Source organism: Burkholderia sp. 9120 (assembly GCF_000745015.1).
Classification (GTDB): domain Bacteria; phylum Pseudomonadota; class Gammaproteobacteria; order Burkholderiales; family Burkholderiaceae; genus Paraburkholderia.
In genome coordinates this window covers 5,597,342-5,623,491 of the sequence record NZ_JQNA01000002.1, presented here as the reverse complement: position 1 = coordinate 5,623,491, position 26,150 = coordinate 5,597,342, and the positions used below count along the sequence as shown (strand labels likewise).

The window sequence follows — 26,150 nt, the reverse complement described above, 5'->3', positions numbered from 1 at the left end:
CTACCGCCTGGCGCGCGTGCCAGGCGGCACCAACGCCGGCGCTTCTAGCAAGCGCTGCGATGCGGTGTGGCGTTCGCCCATCTCCGTGGCGCTAGCGCTCCCCTTCAACTTGCGCCGCTTCCTTCGCGCGATACGACGCAATATCCCAAGCCTCCGCCAACGTCGCCACCGCGCGATGCGGAATGCCGAACGCCCTGGTCGCGCCGCGCCCCTGAATTCGCGCTGTCTCGCGCTTCGTATCGTCGGACTCGACGGTCACGAGCATCCTGCACACGCGCGCCAGCGCCGCCTTGTTCTGTTTGAGCCACACGCCACGCTGCTTGAAGTCGTCGTTTGTTTCGTGGTCGCGCACCTCGATATGAAACATCACGAACGGCACGGCGTGCGCGATCAATGCCTCCATCTCCCGTTCCCATTGCGCGGCATAACCGGGCCGAATGGCTTCGTTGCGAACGATCACGGTCGGAAACTGCGCGACGTCGAGAACGCTAAATGCCTGGACATCAAGAGTCATGGTCTCTTTCTCCGGAAACGCGGGCTGTGCCGCCTGGGTCTACACGCTTCGACGAGGTGGGGAACGCCGTCTGCCAACCCCCACCCAATGTTTTGAACAACGTGACGAGCGACACCGCCACCTCGGTCGAACTCGCGGCGAGCGCCTGTTGCGTACCGAGCAGATCCCTCTGCACGCTCAGCACGTTCAGAAAATCCGTTGCACCCGCAACGTACTGACGTTGCGCGTTGTCGAGCGCGATGCGGTTCTGTTCGACCGCTTCCGCCAGTTTGTCGCGATGCGATTGACGCGCGTCGTAATCGCTCATTGCGTTGTCCACCTCGTGCCACGCGTTCAGCACCGTGCGCTGGAATGCGATGGCGGCTTCCTGCTGTTGCGCTTCGCGCAGCGCCAGTTGTCCCTTCAGCCGGCCGCCTTCGAATAGCGGCACGCTCAACGCAGGACCGACGCCGAACATGTGCGAACTCCACTGGTCGAGATCGCCGAAATGCATGGCCTGCAAACTCAGATTCGCCGACAGCGTGACGCGCGGATAAAAGTCGCCGACCGCTACGCCGATACTCGCGGTCGCCGCATGCAAATGCGCTTCGGCGACGCGAATGTCCGGCCTGCGCTCCACCAGCTCCGACGGCAAGCCGGCCGGCACGCGCGACGGTAGCGCCGGAATCGGTGCGGCCGCGCGCAACTCGCCTTCCAGCGTACGCGGCGGTGCAGCCATCAGAAAGCTCAACGCATTGACGAGGCGTGCGTGCTGGTTGTCGAGCAACGGCAATTGCGCTTCGATCGTGCTGACTTGCGCGGCGGCTTCGGCCATGTCCAGACGTGTCGCGACGCCGTCGGCGAAACGGATTTTCGTCAACGCCAGGCTGTGCCGCGCGATCTCCAGATTCTGCTGAACGATCTGCTGCTGCGCCTGCACGCCGCGTAATTGCAGGTAGTCGCTCGCGGTTTCGGCGAGGGTGGCGAGCAACACGTCGCGGCGTAGATCCGCGCTGGCTTCGACGCTGGCATCGGCGGATTCGGTTTCGCGCCGCACGCGGCCCCACAAATCGAGTTCCCATGACGCGTCGAGACCCGGCTGCCACACGTTGTAATCGTGCTTGCCACCGAGCCCGGCAACGTCGAGCAGCCCGTTCTGGCTCGAGCGTGCGTGTTGATACGACGCCGTGCCTTCAACCGAAGGCAGCGCATCCGCGCCGCTCACACGACGCGCGGCGCGGGCTTGCATCAGCCGTGCGCCGGCTGCTTTGACATCGAGACTGGCGCCTGCGACACGCGCGATCAGCGACGACAGTTCGGCATCGTGAAACACGTTCCACCACTGCGGATCGAGCGCGCCGTCGACGATCTGCGACGGCGTTGTCGATAGGGGCGTGGCTTGGCCCCTATGTCCCGCTTCCCAGCGATCCGGCAACGCCGCCGCCGGCCGGTGAAAATCAGGCCCGACCGTGCAGGCGGCAAGGCCCAGCACGCACACGCCCAGGGCGATTCGTGAGATCAGCGTATTCATCGTGCGGCGACCTTTTCGCCGGCTGACGAAGCAGGCGCGTTGCCGGTGCGAATCGTCGCATCGACCGACATGCCGACGCGCAATTTATCGAGCGACGCCTGGCCCGCCTGCAGCACGATCTTGACCGGGATCCGCTGGACCACTTTGGTGAAGTTGCCGGTGGCGTTGTCGGGCGCGATGGCCGCGAACGTCACGCCGGTCGCGGGCGCAAAGCTGTCGACCGTGCCTTGCAACACCATGCCCGGATAGGTGTCGACACGAACCTCCGCCGCCTGGCCGGGGCGCACATTGCCCAGTTGCGTTTCCTGGTAATTCGCCACCACGTACGCCTGTTGCAACGGCACGACCGCGAGCAGCGGCGTGCCCGGCGTCACGTAGGCGCCCACGCGCGCCGCGCGCTGCCCGACCACGCCGTCGATCGGCGCGACGATGCGTGTCCACGACAGATTGAGACGCGCCGTATCGAGCGCGGCTTGCGTCTGCTGGAGCGTGGCTTCGGCGCGCTCGCGCTGGGTCGTCAGCACGGCGACCTGCTGTCTGGCCGCTTGCAACGCGGCGTCGTTGCGCGCGACATCGGCTAGCGCGGTGTCGGTCCGCGAGCGCGCCTGCTGCGCGTTCTGCGTACTGCCGGCGCCGTGTTGCGCGAGGTCGGCGTAGCGGGCGTCGTCGGCGCGCGCGAACACGGCGTTCGCGTGCGCGGCGGACAACGTCGCGGCGGCCTGATCGATCAGCGACCGTTGCTGCACGAGGCTCGCCGACACGTTGTCGATTGCCGCCTGCGCGGCCGCGACGTTGGCGTTTGCCGCGTCGACGGCCGCCGCGTAATCGCGGTCGTCGATCTGCGCGAGCAGTTGTCCTTTGCGCACGAACTGATTGTCGTCGACGCCGAGTGCGACGATCTGACCGGCAACGCGCGGCGCGACTACGGTGAAATCGGCGCTGACGAAGGCGTCGTCGGTGCTGGGTCCGGACGGTTTCAACACGCCGTAGGCGAGCGCGGCGCACAGGCCGAGCAGCACGATCGCGACCGTGCCGACGGCGTAAATTTTCTTGTTCGACTTCGACTCAGACATAGGTCAACCTTTTTACTTTTTCGATCGGATCGGTGGATCGGTTCGCTGTTTGACGGGCATGGGTGTCGGGGTGAGCACAGGCGCGGGCGGCGTGACGGCGGCGCGCGGCGGATACACCCGCGTCGGGATCACCGCGATCAGCAGAATGAACACGATCGCGACGCCGGTCATCAAGCGGAAAACATCCGCCGACGCGAGCACCAGCGCCTGCTCGCGGATCTGCTGATCGAGCAGCGCCAGCGCCGCATGCGCGTCGACATGCAGGCGCGCCGCAATGTCCTGCTGCGCCATTGCGAACGCCTGCGGCCGGTTGCCCAACTGATCGATCAGTACGTTCGAATGGAAACGCTCGCGCATTGTCGTCAGGCCCTCGGTGACGCCGGTGCCGACCACGACGGCGAAGCCCTTCACGGTATTGAACCAGGCGGACGCGAACGGCCCTTCCTGCGGCGTCATGCCGTTGGTCGAGAGCATCAGCAGCGGAATCACCGCCATGGGCTGCGCGACGATCTGCATGATTTGCAGCGTGTAGAAGTTGTCGCGAATCCAGTCGGACGTCATGAAGCTGCCCGCCAAACACGACAGGGCGATCAGACCGAGTCCGCCCGCCAACACCCAGCGGCAATCGACGCGCCGCAGATTGCACAGCGCGGCGACCGCGGGTAACGCAACGAGTTGCGGCAGCGCGACGCAGAGCGCGAGCGGCGCGAGCTGCAGCGGCCGGTAGCCGCGCACCTCGACCAGATAGCCGGCGGGCAGGCTCGGCACGGCGACCAGGATCAGCAGTACGCCGCCAAGCGTGAGCAGCGCATGCGACAGATTGCGGCGCGCCAGCAACTGGATCTTGAAGAACGGCAACGGATGAAACCATTCGTTGACGAGAAACAGCGCCAGCATCACCGCGCCGCCGACGAGCAACGCGCAGAGCCACGGCGCGTCGGTCCAGCCGACGCGGGTGCCTTGTTCCAACGCGATGACCAGCATCGCCATGGCGGGGAAACCGAGCAGCACGCCGCGCCAGTTGAATTGCTCGAAGCGTTCGAGGCGAAGCGGGTCTTGCGGCAAGCCCCACGCCATCATGCCGATCGATACCAACGCGAGCGGCACGATCTGCCAGAACAGGAATCGCCAACCCGCATAGTCGGTCCAGAGGGCCGCCAGCGGCGTGCCGAGGTTCGGCGCGAAGGTGGCCGTCAGCGCGTAGGCGGCGAGGCCGTAGAGCTTGATGCCGGGCGGCAGGAAGCGCAGCGCGACGGTCATCAGCATCGGCGGGAGGCAGCCGCCCGCGAGTCCTTGAAGCGCGCGCAAGGTCAACTGCGCGCCGAACGTCGAGGTGAACGGAAAGACCACGCCGAGCAGCGCGAACGCGGCCACCGCGCCGATCGTGAAGCGTCGCAGCGAGAAGGTTGCCGAGCACCACGGCGCGAACATCATCGCGGAGACTTGCGTGACTTGATAAGCGGTGCTCAACCACGACGCGTGGTCGCGGCTGATGCCCAGCGCGCCGCGAATGTCGGGCATGGCGACGTCGGTGACGTGGTCGTTGAGTTGTGCGATCACGACGGCGATCAACACGCCCACGAGCCCGACGACCACCCGTGTGGTGAACGCGGGGGCTTGGGGCTGGGGTGCTGCTTGCGCTGGTGCTTGCGGTGGCGTTTGCGTTGGTGTCGCGAAAGCGGGCGCTGGATTGACGACGGAGTTCACGTGACCCGCCTGCCACGCAAACCAAGCGCGTATTCGGTCACGCCGACCGCGTCGGAAAAACCCATGATGCTGGCTCCAGGAATGGGACAGGAGCCAGTCTACGAAGCATCGATCGATTCGGAAATTGCGATTTTCGCAATCGATGCGTGCGTTGAACGCACGCATCAGGCGAGGCGAACTCGGTTAAAAAAACCGGCTATCCGCCGCACGCATCCCGCACGACGCGCCGCAGCCACTGATGCGCCGGGTCGCTCTGGAAACGCGGATGCCACGCCTGAATCACGACGATCGTCTCCAGCGGCATGGGAATCGGAAACGATCGCACGCGGACGCCCAGCGCTTTCGCGGTCGCCGCGACATGGTCCGGCAACGCGACGATCAGGTCGGACGAGCCGGCCGCGAACACGCCGGTATGAAACGACGGCACCACCAGCGACACCGTGCGCGTCAAGCCGAGCGCCGCGAGCGCGACGTCGATCGGACCGGTGGCACGGCCGCGGCGCGACACGCTCACCTGATCGTAAGACGCGAAACGTTGCGGCGTGATTTCGCCGTCGAAGATCGGATGATCGTCGCGCGCGAGACCGACGATCGCGGTCGTGAACAGCCGCTGCATATGGATGTCCGGCCCTAACGGACGCATCGAGGTGATCAGCAGGTCGGTCTTGCCGTCCAGCACGACGTGCGCCTCGATGTCGTTGCCCGGCTCGAAGCGCAGCACCGAACGCGGCGCTTCTCGCCGGATGCGATCCAGCGCGCCGCCGCCGAACGAACTGGCGAAGGTATCGTTCGCCTGCAGGTTGAACGTGCGTTCGAGGGTGGCCAGATCGAGTTCGCGTTCGGGCTGTAACAGCCGCACCGCGTTTTCCACCGACGCGCGCACCTGGTCGCGCAGCGCGAGCGCGCGTGGCGTCGGCACCATCCGCCGGCCGATCTTGACGAGAATCGGATCGCCGACGGCGTCGCGAATCCGCGCGAGCGTGCGGCTCATGGCGGGCGCGCTCAGATGCATGCGTTGCGCGGCACCGACCACGGAGCCTTCTTCGAGCAACGCGTCCAGCGCGATCAGCAGGTTGAGGTCAGGTGATTGCATGGCACGCAACGATGGTGAACGAGGCGTGCAGTTTGACGCAGGACCGGATTGTTTGCTGGGAAATTGGCGACGGAGGGTGCTATCCGATCAACCGGTTGCGGCCCACTTGCGCGAAACTGACGGCGATCGAGCCGCGTGGGGAGAGGCTGCGTGGTTCGAACTCTGTCGTGCGGCGGTCTTCTCCCCGACTCAGCAGCCCGTAGAGGTCGGGGCGGCGCGCGGTGAGCCATTGGCGGCTGGCGCTGTTGTGGGTCAGGCTGGCTTCGATGTCGGCTGAGATGAGCGTGTTGGTCGTATCGCCGCTGTTCGAGGCCAACGTTCGGCCGCGTGGATCGACGATCATGCCTGTGCCGGTTACGGAGGAGTTATCGGTGACATCCGCGCCGTCGCTAAAGGCGATGAACAGACCGTTGTCTGCGGCGCGTGCGGGTAGCCAGTGAGGTAAGTCGGACAGCACTTCGTTGTTGGAGTCGAAGGCCCTGTGTGCGTTTTCACCGCGCCTCGCTTGTTCGATCGACACCGGCTGCATTTTCATCCCGCCCGCACTGCGTCCGCCGAAGCTTCGATGTGGCGCGATCAACAGCGTTGCGCCCATCAACGCCGTCACGCGCATGTTCTCCACAAGGTAATTGTCCGCGCCGATCAGAATGCCGATGCGAATCCCCCACGACGTATCGAACACGGTGAACCGATCGCCGCTACCAATCCGCCGATGCTCGAACGCATGCAACTTACGGTGGCAATGGCGCTGCCCGCCAGGCAGGCACACGACGTAGCTGTTGAACAACCGTCCGTCGGCGGCGCGCTCCACGATCCCGACGCCGGCCGCCACGCCAGTCTGTTCGACCGCGTCGGCCACCGCGTGGATCGACGGTCCGTCGAGCGATTCCGCGAGGGCCTCGAGTTCGGCGCGCGGCAACTTCGCCATGCTCGCGTAACCGGCAAGGCAGCTTTCCGGAAACACCACGAGACCGATGTTCTGACACGCGGCGTTCGCGAGACACGTCACCACGCGCGCGACATTCTGCACGGCGTCGCCGCGACATGAAACGAGCGGGATAGACGCCACGCGAAGCGAGGGACCTGACGAGGAAGACATCTTCGCAACCCGATGGAGAAAACGCCTTCATTGGACCGCTCCCCCTTCAATAAGTAAAATGAAAAATTCGATGCTTTCGATTACTTCGTGGAATGGAACTCAAACTCCTACGCGCGTTTCTGACGGTCGCGGAATTGCGCCATTTCGGCCATGCAGCAGACGTGCTGTGTGTCAGCCAACCCGCGCTGAGCAAGCAGATCGCCACGCTGGAAACGAGCCTTGGCGCGCGTCTGTTCGAGCGCGGCAGGCATGGTGCGGAACTCACTGTGTTCGGCGAGACGTTTCTTGCCGACGCGGCGGGTCTGGTCCGCGACGCCGACGAGATACTCGCGCGGGCTCGCGAGGCGAGTAGCGGCACGCGCGGCTATTTGCGCGTCGGCCTTGGACTGTCGACGCTCACCGAAGCGCCGCAACTGATCGCCGGTTTCCGGCGGTGCTATCCGAACGTTAGCGTCACGCTGAACGACCTCTCTTCTGCGGAGCAAAGCCGGCGGCTTCTTGCCGGAAAACTCGACGTGGGTTTTCTGCGCCTGCCGGCCGAAGCGGGGCTGTCCGCTTTTCCGGTACTCGATGAGGCGCTGGCGCTGGCAATCCCGCAGCACGCGCGCTGGAAACGCATTCCGTCGAATCTGAAGGAACTGAACGAGCCGGGATTTATTGCGCTGGCGCGTGGACGCGGTCCCGGCCTGGCCGCGCAAATCGACCACTGGTGTGGCGAACACAATTTCGTGCCCAACGTCATACAGCAAGCCGACGACATTCAATCGGTGCTCGCGGGCGTGGCGGCGGGCGTCGGCGCGGCGTTTCTGCCGTCGCGAGCGCAGTATCTGTTGCGCGACGCAAGGGTGTTGCCGTTGCGCGATGCGGCCGCCAGGTGGCGCGTCGGACTCGCATGGCAAGCCGCGCGCGACGACGCGGTCGTGAAGCGTTTCGTTGAGTTCGTGCGGGAGGGGATGAAAAAGGCTGAGTGAGGAATGCGCGGATACGGTTGTTCGCGCCGACGCTATCGACGTTCCCGCGCCTTCACTGCGTGCCGGATCGCGCCGGCGGTTGCGACGCCGAATCGACGCGGGCCGATTGCTTCACCAGTTCCTGCGTCATGGCGGCGGCAACGGGGTTCGACCCGCGCGGAGTTGGCCCGTCGCGCGCGGCGGGCGGCTCCGACGGCGGCGTTGATTGCATCGGCGCCGATGGCATCGGCAGCGACGGATCGGGTTTGGCCGATTCCTTGACGAGTGCGTCGGTCATCGCCGCTGCAACCGGGTTCGAGCCTTGCCGGTTGATATCGCCATGCGCGCCTTCCGCTGTCTGCGGCGCAGCCGTTTTCGTCTCGCCCGATGCGTTAATCGTGACCGGTTTGACTGCATGAGTGCTCGGCTTGCGCGGCGGCGGCAGCGGCGCCACTGCCGCGATCTCGCCGCTGCTTTGAGCGGACGACGGCACGGTAGGCAGCACGCTGCCCGCCACGACGTGCGTGTCGCTGGCACGGGGCCCGACCGCCGCGGCGCTGACGGCACTGGTTGCCACCGTGCCGCCTGTCGCGCCGCTAGCCGCGGTCGTTCGTTCACCTCTAGGAACCAGCAGATAACCGACTACACCGAGGTCGATTAGCACCAGCCCAATGATCAATGCTTTGCCTGTATTCGTCATATCCAACCACCGGATTTTTCACGTGATGTGATCGACTTAATGATAATCGACTGCTCGTGACCGGACCGCGTAACGCCAATAATCGCGCCGTGGGTGTTCCCGTCACCCCGCGCGGGCGTCTGAGATAAGCTTCGTCTGGTTTGCAACATGAGACGTGAACAACGTCGCCTCTGAAGGAATCCGCATGGACAGTCATATCGCACCGGTCGACATGAAGAAGGCTTACCGGCTCCTCAATCACGGCCCCACGGTGCTGGTGTCCGGCCGTTACGACGGCGTGGACGACGTGATGGCCGCAGCGTGGTCGTGCGCGCTCGATTTCTCGCCGCCCAAGCTGACGGTCGTGCTCGACAAAGCGACCCGCACGCGCGCGCTGATCGAGCAGACCGGCACGTTCGTCATTCAGGTGCCGACCGTGGCGCAGCTTCAACTCACGCACGACGTCGGCACCGTGAGCCTCGCGAGCGACCCTGACAAGCTGCAGCGGTCGGCGGTGAGTTTGTTCGGTATCGACGGTTACGATCTGCCGTTCGTCGCCGGCTGTTCCGCGTGGCTCGCCTGCAAGGTGATCCCGGAGCCGCACAACCAGCAAACCTACGACCTGTTCATCGGCGAAGTGGTCGGTGCATGGGCCGATACGCGTGTTTTCGAAAACGGTCACTGGAATTTCGAGCGCGCGGATCCCGCGTTGCGCAGTTTGCATTACATCGCCGGCGGTCAGTTCTACGCGATCGGCGAGGCGATGTCGGCGGTCGTCGATCCGGCGAACAACGCGTAATGAGCGCGGGTCGGGCGCTCGCTACAGGGTGAGCGCTCGCAACGCCGATCATGAAGGCATTGCCTACATCAGATCGGGCCGCGGTGCCGGCGTGCGTTTGATCTGCCGCATGAGCGTGTCGCGATAGATGCCCGGCACGGTCGCCAGTTGAGCCGGCGAACCTTGCTGAACGACGCGGCCGCGATTGAGCACCACGATTCGATCGAAGCTCTGCAGCGTCGACAGCCGGTGAGCGATCGCGATCACCGTGCGGTTTTTCATCAGCCGTTCGAGCGCGGCCTGAATCGCGATTTCAGAAGCTGTGTCGAGTGCCGAGGTCGCTTCGTCGAGCAGCAGAATCGGCGAGTCCTTCAGGATGGCCCGCGCAATCGCAATACGCTGGCGCTGTCCGCCGGACAGTTTGGCGCCGCGATCGCCGGCAATCGTCTCCAGTCCTTCCGGCAGCGCCGCGATGAACTCCAGGCAATGTGCGTCCTGACACGCGCGGCGCACGTCGGCCTCGCTCGCGTCGGGACAGCCGTAGCGGATGTTCTCCAGCAACGAGCGATGCAGCAAGGTGACGTCCTGCGGAACGATCGACAGCGCAGCCTGCAAACTTTGCACCGTGACGTGCGCAATGTCCTGCCCTGAAATTCTCACCGTGCCCGAGCCCGGCTCGTAGAAGTGTTGCAACAGGGCGAGCACGGTGGATTTTCCCGCGCCGGAGGGACCGACCAGGCCGACGCGCTCGCCCGCTTCGATGTGCAGATTCAGCGAATTGAGCACGGGCCGCCGGCCTGGATAAGCGAACGTCACGTTTTCGAAATCCACCATGGCGCGGCGGACTTCGAGCGGCGCGGCCTTGGTGGGCTCGGGCATGGAATGCGGGATCAGCAGCGTTTCCGACGCTTCGCCAAGGCGGGCGACGTGCTGGGTCAGATCGACGAACGCGACCGCGATGTCGCGCGAGCCGTGCAGGATCGAGAAACCCAGCGAGCCGATCAGCACGACGTCGCCGGTGGTGGCCTGGTCGATGCTCCACAGCCACACCGTCCACCCGAGCACGCAGGCGGAGAGGATCGAAGTCGCGACCGCGTGCAACAGCCGCAGCTTCTCCAGATACAGCAGGCTGCGCTTGCGCGCATCGTTCTCGGCGGCGAGCTGGCCGTCGAAGCGCCGGCGTTCCGGGAACACCGCGCAGAACGCGCGAACCAGCCCCATATTGCCGATCACGTCGACGAGTTCGCCATCGACCGACGCCGCCTGCTTCGCGAATGCCTCGTGCCGGGCGGTGCCCTTGCGTGCCAGCAGAAACAGACAGAACGCGAGCACCGCCGAAATGCCGACCAGCGTGAGGCTCATCGGAACGCTGACGGCCGCGACCATCGCAATGGCGCCGATGACCGTCAGGCTCGGCGGCAACGCGGTCCATGCGACCGTGTTTTCGAGCACGTAAACCGCGTTGGCCGTGGCCGAAATGCGGCTCGACAGAACGCCGGGTTGTTTGTCGGAGAAGAATGACGGCGCGTGGCCGGCCAGATAATCGAACATTTCCCGGCGGATATCGCCGGTCACTGCGACAAACGTACGCGCGGAAATCCAGCCGGCGACGCGCCAGAACAGGTTGTCGGCAAGGATCAGCACGACCAGCACGGCGAACGCGCGCACCACGTTTTGAGGATGAGCGCGGCCGCCCGGCAATGCGTCGATCAGATTGCGGATACCGTATTGCGAAGCCAATGCGCAGCCCACCGCCGCGACCACGCTGAATAGAACAACGCCGTGCGCGAATTTGTGGCGTGCCACGTAACGCCAGATCAGACGAATGGGGCGACCCGCATAGCGGGATAAAACGCGCGAACGTCGCCGTCTGCGCACGCGGCCGGCGCGGCTGGTGTCGCCATCATCGACTAGGTCCATGTCGCGTTCTCCGGGTTTGTGGGAGTCGGGCGTCACGAAAGCCTGCGTGGCAGGCGTCAGTCGAGAGGTCCGGCTTGCATGCATCGCAAGCGGCGTGCCTTGGTGGCGAGTGGTTCGCGTTGTCAGTGATTGGAAAGTATCGGCACGCTTGAATGCCGCGTTTCAGGGCACGTTTTTACGGTCGAACACCAGATTGCTCGATTCGATAAGTTCGCTTGAACGCTCCGCCCACTGCTTCAATTCGGTCACGATCGGCAGCACGCTCTGCGCGAGCGGACTCAAGCCGTATTCCACGCGCTGCTGCTGGTGATCGTACGCGTAGCGTTGCACGAGCCCGTCCCGTTCCATCTGCCGGAGTGTCTGGGTCAGCATCTTGTCGGAAACGCCATGAATGCGGCGACGGATTTCGCCGAAGCGCAAAGGCTCCTCGCGCAACGCGACGATCGCCAGCATCGTCCACTTCTGACCGATCCGGGAAAGGATCGAGCGGGAAGGGCACATCGATAAAAGCGCGTCGGGTGAGGCTTCAGGATGTCGCAACATGGTCCGTTTTCGCGCAGGCGGCTCAGGTTCGCCGGAAGGGCGCGTCCTGAATCACGTCGCCCTGATAGAACGCCGGGAAGCGGTCGAGCTGATGCCGCGCCTCGTTGGGGTCGATGCCTTCTTTCAGAACCGCGCTGGAAAAGCCGGTGCGTTCCATCTGGATCAACTGGTCGACGAGCACGTCGCCGGTGGCGCGCAGATCGCCTTTGAAGCCGAGCCGGCGGCGCAGCAGATACGCCTGGCTGTAAGCGCGTCCGTCGGTGAAATTGGGGAAATGCAATTCGACGCGTGCCGCTGCGGCGATTTCGCTTTTCCGGTCGTGAGGGTCTTCGTCGTTCGCTAACGCAACGACGTGCTGTGCCGGCTCCGACGTGTGTTCCGGCACCGTCAGCAACTTGATCCGCGTCGTGTCGTTCATGCTGCGTTCTCCGCGTGCGAGCGGACGCGATCCGCTGCCTTTCTGAACGGTTCGATCCCCGCGCGGCGCACCGTGTCGATGAACGACTCGTGCTTGTCGTCGCGCGTCGCTCGCAGGTCGAGGTACGCGGAAAGCAGCGCGTCGATCACCTCGGGCACTTCGAGCGCGGAGAACGATGGGCCGATCACCTTGCCCGGTTGCGCCCGCCCGCTGGCGAGCATGCCGTCCGAGCCGCCTAAGGTCACCTGATACCACTCCTTGCCGTCTTTATCGACGCCGAGAATGCCGATATGTCCGCTATGGTGGTGGCCGCATGAATTGATGCAACCGCTAATGTGCAGATCGATTTCGCCGATGTCGTTGAGTTCGTCGAGATCCTGATAGCGCTCGGTAATGGCTTGCGCGACCGGAATGGAGCGGGCATTGGCGAGCGCGCAGAAATCGCCGCCCGGGCAGGCGATCATGTCCGTGAGCAGATTCACGTTGGCGCTGGCGAGTCCCACGTCGTGGGCGGCTTGCCAGAGCGGCAGCACGTCGTTGACGTGGACCCACGGCAGGACGACGTTCTGCGTATGAGTAACGCGCGCTTCGCCTGCGGAGAAACGGTCCACCAGATCGGCGAGCCGGTCGAGCTGATCCGCCGATGCATCGCCGGGCGCCTGCAGCAGACGTTTGAACGACAGCGTCACGATGCGCAGCGACGGGTTCTTATGCGCCGCGACATTGCGCTCGAGCCAGCGTCCGAACTGCGGCGTCGCGATGGCCGCGGCCTGCAGCGTCGCGGTCGCTTCGAGGTCGACGGGTGCTTCCGTGCCATGCCCATGCGGCGGCACGAAACACGCGCTGACGCGATCCAGTTCGGCCTGCGGAATGGTGTGCGGACCGCCGTCGTGCTCGACGATCTGGCGGAATTCTTCGTCGACATCGTCGATGTAGCGCTGACCTTCCGCCTTCACCAGGATCTTGATACGCGCCTTGTACTTGTTGTCGCGACGTCCGTACTGGTTGTAGACGCGCACCACCGCCTCGATGTAATTCATGATCTGCCGCCATGGCAGAAACGCCCGCAGAACCGTGCCGATCATCGGCGTGCGGCCCATGCCGCCGCCCACCGTGACGCGAAATCCCAATTCACCTGCGTCGTTGCGCAGCAGACGCAGGCCGACGTCATGCCAATCGGTCGCGGCGCGGTCGTCGCTCGCGCCGGTAATCGCGATCTTGAACTTGCGCGGCAGGAACGCGAACTCGGGATGAAGCGTGGTCCATTGCCGCATGATTTCGGCGAATGGGCGCGGATCGGCCATCTCGTCAGGCGCAACGCCCGCGCGTTCGTCGCAGGAAATGTTGCGGATGCAATTACCGCTGGTCTGGATGCCGTGCATGTCGACGCTCGCCAGCAGGTCCATCACGTCGGCGGCTTTGGCGAGCGGAATCCAGTTGAACTGGACGTTGGTGCGGGTCGTGAAGTGCGCGTAGTGCGTCGGCAAACGAGCGGTGCCGAGCTTGCGCTGTGCTTCGCTGGCCAGGCGATAGACCTCGGCCTCGGGCGCGTCGTAGTCGCGCGCGATCCGGGCGAGCATACGCAACTGCGCACTCGACAGTTCTCCATACGGCACGGCGACGCGCAGCATCGGCGCATGCCGCTGCACATACCAGCCGTTCTGCAGCCGCAGCGGACGAAAATCGTCTTCGCTCAGCTTGCCGGCCTGCCAGCGTTCGAGTTGATTACGAAACTGCGCGGCGCGACTGCGCACGAAGGATTGGTCAAACGGGGTGTAGTGGTACATGGTCCGGGGCGTCTGCCGCCGCTGCCGCCGCACAAGGCGCAGGCTTGCTGAGCGTCGTTTTCGTTGGATGGAGCAAGGATCGAACGAACGATAGAACCAACGGTGCTCGCTGAACAGGAGCAGATGCCGCGTAAAACACGCTAGCAGATTGCAAATGCCGCCACGCATGAAGGATTGCCGGGGCGCGGGAGAGTGGACTGCTGCGCTGGAATTGTCGTCAACTGCTGCTGTTTTTCAAGGCTGGAGCGGCTCAGACTTAGGCCTGAGATAAAAGATACTGCGAACAATCCTGCGTTGAGAAGGTGATGCCATGAATCTGTTGAAGATGACGCGAATCGTGCTGTGGAGTTTCTTCGGCATTCGCCGTAGCGCTTCGCATCAGGCCGACATTGCGGACGTCAAGCTGCCGCTGTTGCCGGTGGTCGCCGTTGCGCTCGCTGCCGGGTTCGGCGCGACGTTGTTCGGTTTGGTGAAGCTGGCGATCAACGTCGCGCATTGAAGGCGCGGCGCGGTTTATGAGCTCGCCGGCCCAATCAGCGAACCCAGCGTTTTGACCGCGCTTTCCATACCGTCGCTCCACGGATGCCCGAAATTCAGTCGCACGTGGTGCCTGAATTCGTGTCGCGCGGAGAATATGGGCCCCGGCGCAATGCCGATACCGCTCGCTATCGCGAGACGGTGCAGTTGCATCGCATCGACCTGCGGCGGCAACTGAAGCCACAAGAAATAGCCGCCGGACGGCAGGGTCCAATGCGACCCGTCGGGCAGGTAGCGGTGCAGCGCGGCATCCATCGCGGCCAACTGAGTGCGGAACGCACCGCGCAGTTTCCGCAGATGCTTGTCGTAGCCGCCATGCTGAAGGTAATCCGCAATCGCCGCCTGAGCGGGAATGCTGGCCGATAGCGTGGTCATCAACTTCAGCCGCTGCACCTTCTGCGCGAACCGCCCGGCGGCTACCCAGCCAATGCGATAGCCCGGCGCTAGCGTCTTCGAAAAAGAACTGCAGTGCATCACCAGACCCTTCGTGTCGAAGGCCTTCGCGGGTAGCGGGTGGGTTGCCGCGTGATGCAGCTCGCCGTACACGTCGTCCTCGATCAGCGGCACGTCGTGCTGGGCCAGCAGGTCGACGAGTGCCTGTTTCCGGTCCTGCGGCATGGCTGCGCCGGTCGGATTCTGAAAGCTGGTCATGAACCAGCACGCCTTGATCGGATGCCGCTCGAAAGCCTCCTGCAACGCCTGCAAATCGATGCCGGACTCCGGGTCGACGGGAATCTCCACCGCGCGCAGATCAAGCCGTTCAATGGCTTGCAGGGCCGCGTAGAACCCCGGCGATTCGATCGCGACGACGTCGCCGGGACGGGTGACAGCCATCAGGCACAGGTTGAGCGCTTCCAGCGCGCCGTTGGTGACGACCAGTTCGTCCATGGGTTGGGCAATGCCCATGCCCAGATAGCGCAGCGAAATCTGACGGCGCAACGCTTCATTGCCGGGCGGCAGATCGACCACCGTACTCCACGGACTGATCAGGCGGCTCGAATGTCCAAGCGACTTGGCGAGCCGTTGTAGTGGAAACAGTTGCGGAGACGGGAAGGCCGAACCGAGCGGCACCACGTCGGTATGCTTCGCGGCTTCGAGCACGGAAAAAACGAGGTCGCTGATTTCGACCTTGGCCGACTCGACCGCGAGCGGCGGTCGTGGCGCGGCTTCCTGCTTGAGCGCTGCGCCTGGCGCGACGTAGTAACCCGAGCGCTCACGGGCGCGAATCAGCCCCCACTCTTCCAACTGGTAATACGCGCGAAATACGGTCGACTGGCTGACGCCGTGCTGCGTGGTGAGTTGCCGCACGGATGGCATGCGCGTGCCGACCGGCCGGCTGCCCGAGCGGATTTCGTCGGCCATGGTGTTGGCCAGCAATTCAAAGCGTTTCATTGGGCGGACGGTGTGGGCCATGCATGTGCATGGCCGATGCTGCGCTGGCGTTTGCCGCTCACTGCGGCGTTTCCGCTTTGGATTTTTTGCCGCTGCCGCCGCGGCTCTGGCTCCGGCTGCTGGTTGCGGGCGCATCTTTCTGCGCGCCGGCAACCTGAACGATCTGAAACTGGTCGATGACCGCATCGACCAGTGCTTCCGCGTTCCGGATGCCATCGACCGATGCGGCCAACGCCTTCAGACGGCCGTCGATCAACAGCAAAGCGAGACCGTGCACGTACGCCCACGCGGCTGTCATTGCGATAGCTTGCGCGGCATCCGGACGCCCGAACGCGGCGGTTGCGCTCGGCGCTTCCTTCGGCGGGTTATCGAGCACGCCGGTGAGTGCACGCGCGGAAAGCTGTCTTGCTTCGATCAGCGACGCTCGCGTGTAATCGAGCATTTCGTTGCGCGACATCAGGTGAAGCAGATCGGGATTCTCCACCGCGAAGCTCACGTAGCCGCGCGCGACGGCTTTGTTCCGCGGGCGCCCCGGCGCTTCGCCTTCCGCCTTGGCCGCCATGCTCGCGGCCAGACGCCGATGACCGCTCGCGGCCAATTCGCTCAACACGCCGGCGGTGTCGCCGAAATGGTGCTGCGGCGCCGTGTGCGACACCCCCGCCTCGCGAGCGATCGCACGCAGCGTGAGACCGCGTATGCCGTCCCGCCGTAACACGGCCTCGGCAGCGGCCAGCAGCGCTTGCGGGAGCGACCCGTGGTGATAGGGCTTGTCCTGCGTTGCCGTAGCCATGGTTTTCTTTGTTTTCGACGATGCGGCGGCTTTGCGGCCTGTTGACGACCCATCTTTCATAGCGGCGGTGAACTCTCTGGTTTTCTGGTCTTGAAAAGACATGTTGACCAAAAGGGCCGTGAAAGTCAAAATCTTTCCACTGGAATAATATGGGGTGACCGTATGAGCGAGCAGACGAACGCAGAGGCATTTCAGGCCAACTTGCCGCCAATCGACTTCGAAGCGGACTGTGGGCCCTTGCGCGTGCATGGCGCGTTACCGTCCGGGCTCGCGGGGGTGCTGGTGCGCAACGGTCCCAATCCGCTTTATCCCGATCCGGCGCAGCACTGGTTCGCGGGGCATGGCATGGTGCACCGCTTCGAGTTCGCGGAGGCGGGCGTGACCTACCGGAACCGGTGGGTCCGCACGCAACGCTGGCTCGCCGAGCGCGAGCGCGGTGTCGCGCGGGGCAACGCGTTCGGTGATTCCGCGGACGACTCGCTGCCGTACGACGATGGCAGCGCCAACACCAACGTGCTGAGGCATGGCACGCGTCTGCTTGCGCTGGAGGAAGCGCACTTGCCGGTCGAACTGCATGCGCGCACGCTGGATACGCTTGGTCAGATCGATTTCGGCGGCGCGTTGCATGGCGCGTTTACCGCGCATCCCAAGCTCGATCCTGTAACGGGTGAACTGCTGTTCTTCGGCTATGGCGGTCCGGATGGATTGGGCGCGGGCATCACGGCGGGCAGCATCGACGCGAGTGGCCACGTTACGTATCTGCGGCGCTTCGACGCGCCCTACGCGAGCATGGTGCATGACTTCGCGATGACCGCGCGGCATCTGCTGTTTCCCGTGACGCCGTTGACGGCGAGCTTGCCGAGGTTACGTGCGGGCGGTCCGGCCTACGCGTGGGAGCCGCAGTTCGGCGCGTTCGTGGGTGTCATGCGGCGCGACGGCAGCGATGAGATCGAGTGGTGGAAAGGGCCGGCGTGCTTCGTCTTTCAGGTGATGAACGCGTGGGAGCAGGACGATTGTCTCTACATGGACGTGATGCAATTCGATGCTCCGCCGAATTTCACCTGGCCTGACGGCCGCCCGGTCGAAGACGTCGGTCATGCGCGCCTGTGTCGCTGGACGCTGGATTTGCGCAGCCACGCGCGCGTGTTCACCAGCAAGCTCGTTGCCGATATCAGCGGCGAATTTCCGCGTATCGACGAGCGCTTTGCCGGCGCGCCGTATCGTCATGGATGGCTGGCCGCGCATTCGGACGGAGAGGACGGTCTCTTCACGCGAATCGCTCATATCGATCACGCCAACCCGCAATCGCGCGACGTGTTCGAACTGCCGGCGGGCGACGCGACATCGGAGCCGGTCTTCGTGCCGCGTGTGCCCGATGCCACATCCGGTGCCGCCGAAGGCGATGGATGGATCCTGGCCGTCGTGTTCCGTGGAGCGCAAGCGCGCAGCGATCTGCTGGTGCTCGATGCGTTGAACGTCGCGGCCGGACCGCTGGCGACGGTGGAGATTCCGCACCGCGTGCCGAACGGGTTTCATGGAAACTGGCTGGCGCGGGATTCGACAAACGAGTCGGCAAGCGAGTCGCCAAACGATTAAGTGCCGCTAAACATCAGGCCCGTTTTGCCGCGTGTTGAGCGGGATACCACGCGGTGAACTTGAACGCGCCAACGAGGGCGGCAACCGTAGCGACGATGCCCACCGAATGCGGCAACGCCGTCGCATAAGCCATGGCGATATCGGCCAGCACGAGCGCGCCGAACGCCGCTGCCCACGCTGCGCTGATCACATAGTTGACGTGGATGAATTCGGGGCTGTTCCACAGTTCGCGCGACACGGTTTCGCGTGCGTACTGCAACGTAAATGGCCGGCGCAACGCGATCGACGCGAGAACGATCAGCATGAGTCCCCCGTCGACGCGCAAGCGCACGGCGGCGATGGACCATTGCACGTCGCTGGTCAGCGCGTAGAGCGTCAGTGCGCCAAACAGCAGGAACGTGCCCACTTCGAGCAGTTTGATACGGCGCACCGGGCTCACGAAATCGCGGATCAGCAGTGCGGCGGCAACGATCGCACCGGCGGCCAGTCCCGCCTGCGCACCGGCGAGGCGCTCGATTACCGCAAAGGCGAGGAACGGGGCAAACGTCAGAAGAAAAGTCATGGTGATCTCCAGAATGACGCGAGGATCGCGCGGTGGCGCGTGGGTTGGCGTCGAACGAGGGGGTAAGGCGGTGACTTCGCCAGGAGCTAAAGGTCACCAAATCTGAACAGTGGAAAGATTGTGGTCGTAAAAAATCCGCCCGTCAAGCGCGGATCGTCAAAAGCTCACGGAGCGCCGCTCGTGCGGATATCGCGCAGCAGCGTGTGACTGTTGCGGGAGCGGGCCGGCCACGGTTCGATCGACACCAGCCATTGACGGTCGAGACGGTTCGGTTCGCATACTCGTGGGCGTTCTGGATCAGCGTCGGCGCGCCCGGGTCGTCCCACGAGACGAAGATATGTTCAATGTCGATCGCATTGTTCCTGGCCGGGAACGCGTGTTCCGGGTCGTCGACGCCGAGCAATTGCGGCTGCGCCACAACCACTTCCGGCACGGCTTGCGGTCGCGCCGAGACGTCATGCCCGAGCAGTGCGTTCGCGCCTTCCGGCAAGCGTTCGGTCATGCCCATGCCGAGCACCAGCACAGCGGCCGCGAAGGCCACGCGGCGCACGGCGGGCCCGTCGCCGGCTGTCAGGCGGAGCAGGGACAGGCGTTGCCCTTGCTCATGATCATGCGCCACGACGATCAGCAGGGCGACCGCCAGATAGACCAGTGCGTTGACGCTCGAGATCACGTAGAAGCCGCGCGCATTGCAGGCGTCGTCGATCATGACGAGCGGCAGGCTGCAGATCAGCGAGATCGCCAGATAATAAGGCAGCACCACGCGCAACGGCGGGCGCTCGACAACGGGCACGCCTTTAGGCGTCACGCGAAAGGCGAATTCCTGTCCGTGCAGACAGTCGGCGAGCGCCGAGCCGATGCCGAGCAGCGACCATGGCCAGCGCGCGAACAGGAACGCCATGCCTTCCCACGAGCTCACCTTCGCGTCGAACGGCCGGAAACTGCCCGTGCGGCGCACCCATGCCATCACCAGCAGAATGCTGATCGTGACGGCGCTCGCGTAGCCGAAGTAGGACAGATAGGCGACATCGCTCCACACGCGGCGCGTGACCAGCGCGATCACGGGCATCGCGACGGTCGCGGCCATGGTCAGCGAAAACAGCGAATACCAGAACTGCGCGAACAGGAACTGCGCCTTCAAGCAACGGCAGCACCTTGAAATAGCGGCGCGTATAGCGCAGCAGAATCACCGCGAGACTCTTCGACCACTGACATTCCTCGGTCGCCGTATTGCCAGCCGTTGTCGCTTCACGAGGGTGCCCGCTGTCTGATCAGCGACGTGGCGCGCGGCAGATGAAAACGAACCGCGCAGACGATCAAAGTTCCCTCCAAATGAAAATGATTCGCATTCTTGCGGTGTCGATGCCCTGTGCTTTAAACTCAGCCGCCGTGATAAAGCTCGGTGCATTGCGGCGGCTCGTTGCCTGCCGCAACGCATCGGCGTGCCAGCCTAGGGAGGCACTGGATGGTTCTGTGGAACACGACGAAGCAACGAAAGCTCGCGGCACGCTGCCGCGAGCGCATGAAAGCCGCCGCGCTGCTCGCGGCCTGTGCGATGGCGCTGTCCGGCTGCGTGGCGGGGAAACTCGACCGAAGCGCGACGGATGTGCAGACCGATTTGCCAACGGATGACTCCGCATTGCACGCGCGGATCAGCCGCACCGCCTACGATATTCCGCATATCGAAGCAAACGACTGGGCTGGTCTCGGCTACGGTTACGGCTATGCGCAGGCCACCGACGACCTCTGCACACTCGCCGACGGCTTCGTCACCTGGCGCGGCGAACGCTCGCGTTACTTCGGACCGGCTGCGCAGGCGAAGGCGTATTCGACCATCGGCCGGCCGGCCAACATCGACACCGATTTCTACTTCCGCTTTCTCGTCGACGACACGGCGCTCGCCACGTTCGAGAAGCAGCAATCCGGCGAAGCGCAGGCGCTCGCGCGCGGCTTCGCGGCGGGCTACGACCGCTATCTGCGTGAACTGGGCGAGGGCGCCCATGCGGGTGCGCACGCCGCGTGTCGCGGCCAGGCCTGGGTGAAGCCGATCGACACGCGCGATATCTATCGGCGCATGCTGGCCGCGATGTATGCGGGCGGCTACGCGCGCTTTGTCCACGCGATCGCGAACGCGCAACCGCCCGCGGCTCCTGCGGATGCATCGAAGCCAGCCGTGTCGTTGAATGGCAAGCCGCAGCAAGTGACGTCGCTGCCGTATTTGCAAGCCGGCGGCGGAGCGGGCATCGGCAGCAACGCCATGGCGTTCGGCGGCGATGCCACCGGCACGCCGCACGGGTTGCTGTTCGGCAATCCGCATTGGTTCTGGCGCGGCCCCGACCGCTTCTATCAGGCGCAATTGACGATTCCCGGCAAGCTCGACGTGAGCGGCGCTTCGTTTCTCGGCACGCCCGTCATCATGATCGGCTTCAACCAGAACGTGGCCTGGAGCTTGACCGTGTCCACCGCTCGCCGCTTCGGCCTGTTCCGGCTCGCGCTCGCGCCGGGGCGCCCGGACACGTATCTCGTCGACGGCAAAGCGGAAACGATGCAGCGCGTGCCGATCACGATCCAGGTGCGCGCGGCGGACGGCACGCTTCAGCCGATCACACGTACGCTCTATCGCACCCGCTTCGGACCGCTGATCGATCTCTCCGGCTTCTCGCCCGCGCTCGCCGCGAATTCCGCTTCGGCGTTTGCGATCCGCGACGTCAACGAGACCAACGCGCAGACCTTCGACACGTTCCTGCGCTGGGACCGCGCGGCTTCGCTGGAGGACTTCATCGCGATCACGCGCGACGACGCGTCGATGCCGTGGGTCAACACGCTCGCCGTGGGACGCAACGACCGGCGTGCCTGGTACGCGGATATCGGCGCGATACCGAACGTGCCGCCCGCGTTGTCCGCCCAGTGCACGGTGCAGCCGGTCGCGGCGGCGCTCGCGCAAAAAGCGCGCGGCGTGCCGGTGCTCGACGGTTCGCGCTCGGCCTGCAACTGGTCCGGCGCGAACGGCAAACTGCCGCTCGCGAACATGCCGAGCCTCGCGCGCGGCGATTACGTCGCCAACATGAACAACACTTACGCGCTCGCGAATCCGGCGCAGCCGCTGGCGGGCTACGGTGCGATCTTCGATACCCAGGAGGAGATGACGCTGCGCGCGCAACTCGGGCTGCAGATGATCCGCGCGCGTCTCGATGGCCGGGACGGCTATCCGGGCCGTCTCGCGGACAGCGCGAGCGTGCGTCAGATGGTGTTGAACAGCCGGGCGCTCTCAGCGGAGCGCTTCAAGTCCGATGTGCTGGCGGCGGCGTGTGGTGAAACCGGCGGTGGCTCATCAACCCCATCGACCTCTTCGGCGGACGCGAGCGAGACGCTTGCGTCGGCGTGCAAGGCGCTGCGCGAGTGGGACGACACCGGCAACCCGCACGCGCGTGGCGCGAACCTGTGGGACGTGTTCTGGACGCATCTGCAGCACGAGAAGAGCGGCTGGTCGTATCGCGTGCCCGTCAGTGCCGCCGATCCGCTCAACACGCCGCGCGGTTTGAGTTTTGAAGGCACGACCGCGCGCGACCTGCTGTTGACGGCGGCCGACGATCTGCATCGCGCGGGTCTCGCACCCGACAGCCCGCGCGGCGCGGCGCTCTACGCCACGCGTGACGGCGCGCGCGTGCCGTTGTTCGGCGGCTGCACCGCGCAAGGCTATTTCACGGCGGCCTGTTCACAGGAAAAGATCGATTCGCCGGAGGGTTTCTCGCTCGACGGCAATCCCAACGGCAACACCTACATGCAGGTGGTCGGCTTCGACGATAGCGGGCCGCAGGCCTACACGTTCCTCGCCACCTCGCAATCCGACGACCCCGCGTCCGGCCACGAGAGCGACTACACCCGGCGCTACGCGAGCAAGGCGTGGCTGAAGGTGCCCTTCACGCGCGCCGAGATCGAAGCGGACCCGGCGCTGCGCGTTACCGTGCTCGATGGACCCGTGCCACCCTGAGCCCTCGTTAAAGCTTGAGCCCGGTTTCCGGACGACCCGCGCATGCGCGGGTCGTCTGTCTGCTCGCGCCTCTGAATAGAAACAATAACGACGGTATAAAAGACCGGGTAATGGGCGGCAACATTCTCCGGTCCGTATAACTTACCTGAGCGATGTCGAAAACGGCATGGCGAACGCTATGCGCGATGAATCCTTGAGCAATGCTCGTTGAATGCGCGCGTGATCCTAATCGAATTCCGTGACGCCTTCCAGCAAACCCATATTGTCCGTAGTGCTACGGTTTCGCGTAGAAAAATAAATATTGTCAATGCGGTTTAACGGCAAGTCATTGATTGATCGGCGGAAACGGCTCATGGGAAACATGCATCGCGCATTTCGTCGGATTTGACGGTTGACACCTTCGGTTCCGGCTTCTAACCTTCGAGTCCAAATGGGAATGATTGTCATTCGCGAAAACTGAGTTTCGCGAGCCGGGACCGTTTATGGAGATCACTCCAGGCGGACTTCTGTCTTTCATTCGCATAGCCAATCAAATTAACGCAGCGGAGCGCATTCATGAGTTGGGGCGACGAGAACACGAATTTCCACGTAGTGGTGAATCACGAAGAGCAGTACTCGATCTGGCCTGACTACAAGGCCATTCCCGCCGGTTGGCGTGAAGCCGGCAAGTCCGGCAAGAAGGAAGACTGCCTCGCGTGGATCGACGAGGTGTGGACCGATATGCGTCCGCTGAGCTTGCGCAAGGCGATGGAAGAGAGCGCCTCCGCACAAGGTTCCGCGCCGAACTGAACGTATGCAGCCTAGTGTGAGCACCGCCAGCACCGTGACCTTCGCCACTTCCACGCCGCTCAATCTGATCTGCTTCGCGCATGCGGGCGGCAGCGCGGCGTTGTATCGGCGATGGATACCGTTGTTGCCGGACGGTGTGAATCTGATTGCCGCGGAACTGCCCGGCCACGGCACGCGTCGCGCGCAAGCCGTGCATACCGAATGGCGCCCGCTGATCGCCGAACTCGCCGACGACATCGGCCAGCGCCTCGATCGCGACGCGCCGTTCGCCGTCTTCGGGCACAGCATGGGTGCGCTGGTGGCCTTCGAGTTGTGTCACGCGTTGCGGCAACGAGATGGCCGCATGCCGTTGTGGTTGGGCGCATCGGCGTCGGTGGCGCCGTCGCGCCGCAAGGTCGAGTCGCATTGGCTCGACTGCCCTCGCGAGACGATGGTGGCGAAGCTCGCGGAACTGGGCGGCACGCCCACTGAATTGCTGGCCGACGCGGATTTCGTCGACTTCATGCTGCCGGTGCTGCGCGCCGATTTTCATCTGTGCGGGGTCTACACGGAACAGAGTCGGGCGAGTTCGCCGCGTCTGCCGCTTGAATGTCGTATCGATGTCTTTACCGGCCGCGACGATCGCGCCACCGCGCAATCCGCCGATGTCGACGCGTGGGCCGCGTGCACGCAAGGCGAGTTCGGCCGTCATGAATTCGCGGGCGGCCACTTCTTTCTCGAAGCGCACGCCGCGGCGGTGCTGAATACGCTCACTGCCGTCGCGGTAGAACAGTAAACCGTCAGATCGTCACAGCATCAAAGCGGCGCGCGCCCAGCGGCCACTCCTCATTTCCTTAAAAACGGATTCCTGAAAATGTCGCTAACGTTTTCAACCTTGTTCGACTTCGAGCCGTTCGAAGGACAGAGCGAACACCACGTCGACCTCATCAAGCGCTTTGCCGCCGCGCTGCCGTTCCGTAGCGCGACCGTGGACGAACTCGTGCTCGACGGCCAGTATCACCGCCGGCCGCTGCGTCCCGAGGACTTCGAGTTTCTCAAGTTCCGCAAGCCGGTGCGCACGCACAACGTGAGCCGCCTGCCTTCGCTGGCGTCGAATCGCACCTTGCTGTCCATCTATGAACTCGACGTGGCGAACCTGCCGCAGCAGACGAACGCGGACGCGTGGCAGCACTTCAGCGCCTATCACGCCGACGAAGTGCGCGCGCTCGGCGCACAGATCGCACCGTTCCTCGAAGCGTACGCATTCGACTACCTGAGCCGCGACACCGACGCCGCCACGCAAGGCGATGCCGCCGCGGCGCGCCTGACGCGCCTGATCGGCGACGAACTGGCGTTCTGGGAAGACAACTTCGCGCGCCTCGTGCGCAACGATTATCTGCAGGACGGTCTGCGCTTTATCGCCGTGCAACGTTGGGCCTTGCTGCCCTCGAAGCGCCGCGCGCTGCGCCGCGCGCAGGCCAGCGGCTTCTTCGACGCGTTGCCGGCCGCCTTGCATCCCACGCTCGAGCTCGACGGCGGCAGCGAAGACCTGCTCGCACGCGTGGCGTCGGCGGCGGAGATCACGCGCGACGCGCATTCGTACTGGCAGTTCTATCTGCCGACCAGCCTCGCCAAAACCAATCTGCTGTATGCGCTTGCGCGCCGTCCCGATCGCGCCTTCGGTCTGATCGGTGCGGCGTTCGCGGCGCAAGCCGAGCAACTCGCGTTTGTCGCGGCGTTGACGCGTGCCTGCCCGCATCTCACGCATCGTGGCGCCGCGCCCGACGCCGGCCCGGACCGCCAGCGCGAACTCGCGCGCCGCTTCGCCGACGCACTGCGCGAACTCGAAGCGCGCTACGGCGAAAGCGCACGTGAACAATGCATGCAGGGCTTCGCGGCGGCCGAACGTCTGACGGAGCGCGCGCGCTGGGATCTCGGCGAACAGTTGCGCTGGCTGTCGGCGATCGAACGTTTCTGCGAATTCGCGCAGCGCATCAGCACGCGCATCTATGCCGAGTTTCCCGACATCGATCGCGAGACGTTTGTCGAGCCGCACGAGATGTGTTCGACGACCCACGTTCACAACGATCACCGTCTCGTCACGATCGAAGCGGGCGAAATGCTGTTCTGGGGCAACGTCGGCATGCAGTTGAAGATGAATGAAGGCGACATGGTGCTGATTCCCGACGGCCGTTTGCACGGCTCGACGGTGGTGTCCGGCGAGTGTACGTATCACCAGCCGATCATCCCGGACGACTGGGTCAACGCACTCGTCGTCGAACTCGACGCGCCGCAGCCGGCCTGACGTAAGCCGTTCGCGCGTTGCTGCAGCCCTGCAACAGCGGCGCGCGCGAACCGGACTGAATGAAGCCCGGCACTACCAGACCACTACCAGGCCAATACCAGGCAGCTAATTGGCCACTAACCGGCCGCCACCAGGCAA

At 64.4% G+C, this 26,150-nt stretch carries 23 protein-coding genes; 8 read left to right on the top strand and 15 right to left on the bottom strand.

Annotated features, from left to right (window positions below; genetic code table 11):
* Nucleotides 1–91: 91 nt before the first annotated feature.
* From FA94_RS33010 to FA94_RS32985, 6 genes are all read right to left on the bottom strand, one after another.
* Nucleotides 92–514 (bottom strand): hypothetical protein, encoded by a 423-nt coding sequence (locus FA94_RS33010; RefSeq protein WP_063771812.1) that lies wholly within the window; start codon nt 512–514, stop codon nt 92–94.
* The gene (locus FA94_RS33005; protein WP_051981024.1) at nt 504–2,024 is read right to left on the bottom strand and encodes an efflux transporter outer membrane subunit; all 1,521 of its coding nucleotides are present in this window, start codon (nt 2,022–2,024) and stop codon (nt 504–506) included. The genes FA94_RS33010 and FA94_RS33005 overlap by 11 nt, the downstream gene beginning before the upstream one ends.
* Complete coding sequence (locus tag FA94_RS33000; RefSeq protein ID WP_035559607.1) at nt 2,021–3,097, bottom strand: HlyD family secretion protein; 1,077 nt, start codon at nt 3,095–3,097, stop codon at nt 2,021–2,023. Before FA94_RS33000 ends, FA94_RS33005 begins: the two co-directional genes overlap by 4 nt.
* Before the next feature lie 12 nt (nt 3,098–3,109).
* Nucleotides 3,110–4,672, bottom strand: a complete 1,563-nt coding sequence (locus FA94_RS32995) for an MFS transporter (RefSeq protein WP_231585088.1) — start codon at nt 4,670–4,672, stop codon at nt 3,110–3,112.
* 328 nt (nt 4,673–5,000) lie between these two features.
* A complete protein-coding gene (locus FA94_RS32990) occupies nt 5,001–5,897 on the bottom strand; it encodes a LysR family transcriptional regulator (protein ID WP_035559605.1) in 897 nt (298 codons plus the stop codon).
* A gap of 79 nt (nt 5,898–5,976) precedes the next feature.
* On the bottom strand, nt 5,977–6,996 hold the full coding sequence (locus tag FA94_RS32985) for a nitrilase-related carbon-nitrogen hydrolase (protein ID WP_035559602.1): 1,020 nt from the start codon (nt 6,994–6,996) through the stop codon (nt 5,977–5,979).
* A 92-nt stretch (nt 6,997–7,088) separates the two neighbouring features.
* On the opposite strand from FA94_RS32985, the gene FA94_RS32980 reads away from it, so the two are divergent.
* Complete coding sequence (locus FA94_RS32980; RefSeq protein ID WP_035559599.1) at nt 7,089–7,967, top strand: LysR family transcriptional regulator; 879 nt, start codon at nt 7,089–7,091, stop codon at nt 7,965–7,967.
* 52 nt (nt 7,968–8,019) lie between these two features.
* Here the strand turns inward: FA94_RS32980 and FA94_RS32975 are convergent, their stop codons facing one another.
* Nucleotides 8,020–8,646, bottom strand: a complete 627-nt coding sequence (locus tag FA94_RS32975) for a hypothetical protein (protein ID WP_051981022.1) — start codon at nt 8,644–8,646, stop codon at nt 8,020–8,022.
* A gap of 184 nt (nt 8,647–8,830) precedes the next feature.
* Between FA94_RS32975 and FA94_RS32970 the strand changes: the two genes are divergently transcribed.
* Nucleotides 8,831–9,424, top strand: a complete 594-nt coding sequence (locus FA94_RS32970; RefSeq protein ID WP_035559592.1) for a flavin reductase family protein — start codon at nt 8,831–8,833, stop codon at nt 9,422–9,424.
* A gap of 63 nt (nt 9,425–9,487) precedes the next feature.
* Here the strand turns inward: FA94_RS32970 and FA94_RS32965 are convergent, their stop codons facing one another.
* The 4 genes from FA94_RS32965 to FA94_RS32950 all read right to left on the bottom strand — a co-directional run bounded on the left by FA94_RS32965 (nt 9,488) and on the right by FA94_RS32950 (nt 14,071).
* The gene (locus tag FA94_RS32965; protein ID WP_051981019.1) at nt 9,488–11,323 is read right to left on the bottom strand and encodes an ABC transporter ATP-binding protein; all 1,836 of its coding nucleotides are present in this window, start codon (nt 11,321–11,323) and stop codon (nt 9,488–9,490) included.
* 162 nt (nt 11,324–11,485) lie between these two features.
* Nucleotides 11,486–11,866 (bottom strand): winged helix-turn-helix transcriptional regulator, encoded by a 381-nt coding sequence (locus FA94_RS32960; RefSeq protein WP_035559589.1) that lies wholly within the window; start codon nt 11,864–11,866, stop codon nt 11,486–11,488.
* 22 nt (nt 11,867–11,888) lie between these two features.
* Nucleotides 11,889–12,284, bottom strand: a complete 396-nt coding sequence (locus FA94_RS32955; protein ID WP_035559586.1) for a DUF934 domain-containing protein — start codon at nt 12,282–12,284, stop codon at nt 11,889–11,891.
* Nucleotides 12,281–14,071, bottom strand: coding sequence for a nitrite/sulfite reductase (locus tag FA94_RS32950; RefSeq protein ID WP_035559583.1), 1,791 nt, complete (start codon nt 14,069–14,071; stop codon nt 12,281–12,283). The genes FA94_RS32955 and FA94_RS32950 overlap by 4 nt, the downstream gene beginning before the upstream one ends.
* A 310-nt stretch (nt 14,072–14,381) precedes the next feature.
* On the opposite strand from FA94_RS32950, the gene FA94_RS32945 reads away from it, so the two are divergent.
* Nucleotides 14,382–14,570: a DUF2970 domain-containing protein gene (locus FA94_RS32945; RefSeq protein ID WP_035559580.1), complete on the top strand. Its 189-nt coding sequence runs from the start codon at nt 14,382–14,384 to the stop codon at nt 14,568–14,570.
* Nucleotides 14,571–14,584: 14 nt separating this feature from the next.
* On the opposite strand, the gene FA94_RS32940 is transcribed toward FA94_RS32945, so the two are convergent.
* Both FA94_RS32940 and FA94_RS32935 read right to left on the bottom strand, forming a co-directional pair.
* Nucleotides 14,585–16,000 carry an aminotransferase-like domain-containing protein gene (locus FA94_RS32940; RefSeq protein WP_035559577.1) on the bottom strand — a complete coding sequence of 472 codons (1,416 nt, stop codon included), beginning with the start codon at nt 15,998–16,000 and terminating at the stop codon, nt 14,585–14,587.
* A gap of 58 nt (nt 16,001–16,058) precedes the next feature.
* Nucleotides 16,059–16,790 (bottom strand): TetR/AcrR family transcriptional regulator, encoded by a 732-nt coding sequence (locus FA94_RS32935; protein ID WP_231585087.1) that lies wholly within the window; start codon nt 16,788–16,790, stop codon nt 16,059–16,061.
* Nucleotides 16,791–16,952: 162 nt separating this feature from the next.
* Between FA94_RS32935 and FA94_RS32930 the strand changes: the two genes are divergently transcribed.
* On the top strand, nt 16,953–18,386 hold the full coding sequence (locus tag FA94_RS32930; RefSeq protein ID WP_051981018.1) for a carotenoid oxygenase family protein: 1,434 nt from the start codon (nt 16,953–16,955) through the stop codon (nt 18,384–18,386).
* 13 nt (nt 18,387–18,399) lie between these two features.
* Here FA94_RS32930 and FA94_RS32925 read toward each other — a convergent pair whose 3' ends face one another.
* Entirely contained in the window at nt 18,400–18,948 is a 549-nt protein-coding gene (locus tag FA94_RS32925) for a hypothetical protein (RefSeq protein WP_035559574.1), read from the bottom strand.
* A gap of 142 nt (nt 18,949–19,090) precedes the next feature.
* Complete coding sequence (locus FA94_RS32920; RefSeq protein ID WP_051981016.1) at nt 19,091–20,089, bottom strand: hypothetical protein; 999 nt, start codon at nt 20,087–20,089, stop codon at nt 19,091–19,093.
* Nucleotides 20,090–20,470: 381 nt separating this feature from the next.
* Here FA94_RS32920 and FA94_RS32915 point away from each other — a divergent pair, with 381 nt between their 5' ends.
* The 4 genes from FA94_RS32915 to FA94_RS32900 all read left to right on the top strand — a co-directional run bounded on the left by FA94_RS32915 (nt 20,471) and on the right by FA94_RS32900 (nt 26,012).
* A complete protein-coding gene (locus tag FA94_RS32915) occupies nt 20,471–22,939 on the top strand; it encodes a penicillin acylase family protein (protein WP_035563810.1) in 2,469 nt (822 codons plus the stop codon).
* Between the two features lie 555 nt (nt 22,940–23,494).
* Nucleotides 23,495–23,728: an MbtH family protein gene (locus FA94_RS32910; RefSeq protein WP_035559571.1), complete on the top strand. Its 234-nt coding sequence runs from the start codon at nt 23,495–23,497 to the stop codon at nt 23,726–23,728.
* A gap of 16 nt (nt 23,729–23,744) precedes the next feature.
* Nucleotides 23,745–24,503: a thioesterase II family protein gene (locus FA94_RS32905; protein ID WP_231585086.1), complete on the top strand. Its 759-nt coding sequence runs from the start codon at nt 23,745–23,747 to the stop codon at nt 24,501–24,503.
* Between the two features lie 78 nt (nt 24,504–24,581).
* Entirely contained in the window at nt 24,582–26,012 is a 1,431-nt protein-coding gene (locus FA94_RS32900; RefSeq protein WP_035559569.1) for a cupin domain-containing protein, read from the top strand.
* The last annotated feature ends 138 nt before the right edge of the window (nt 26,013–26,150 follow it).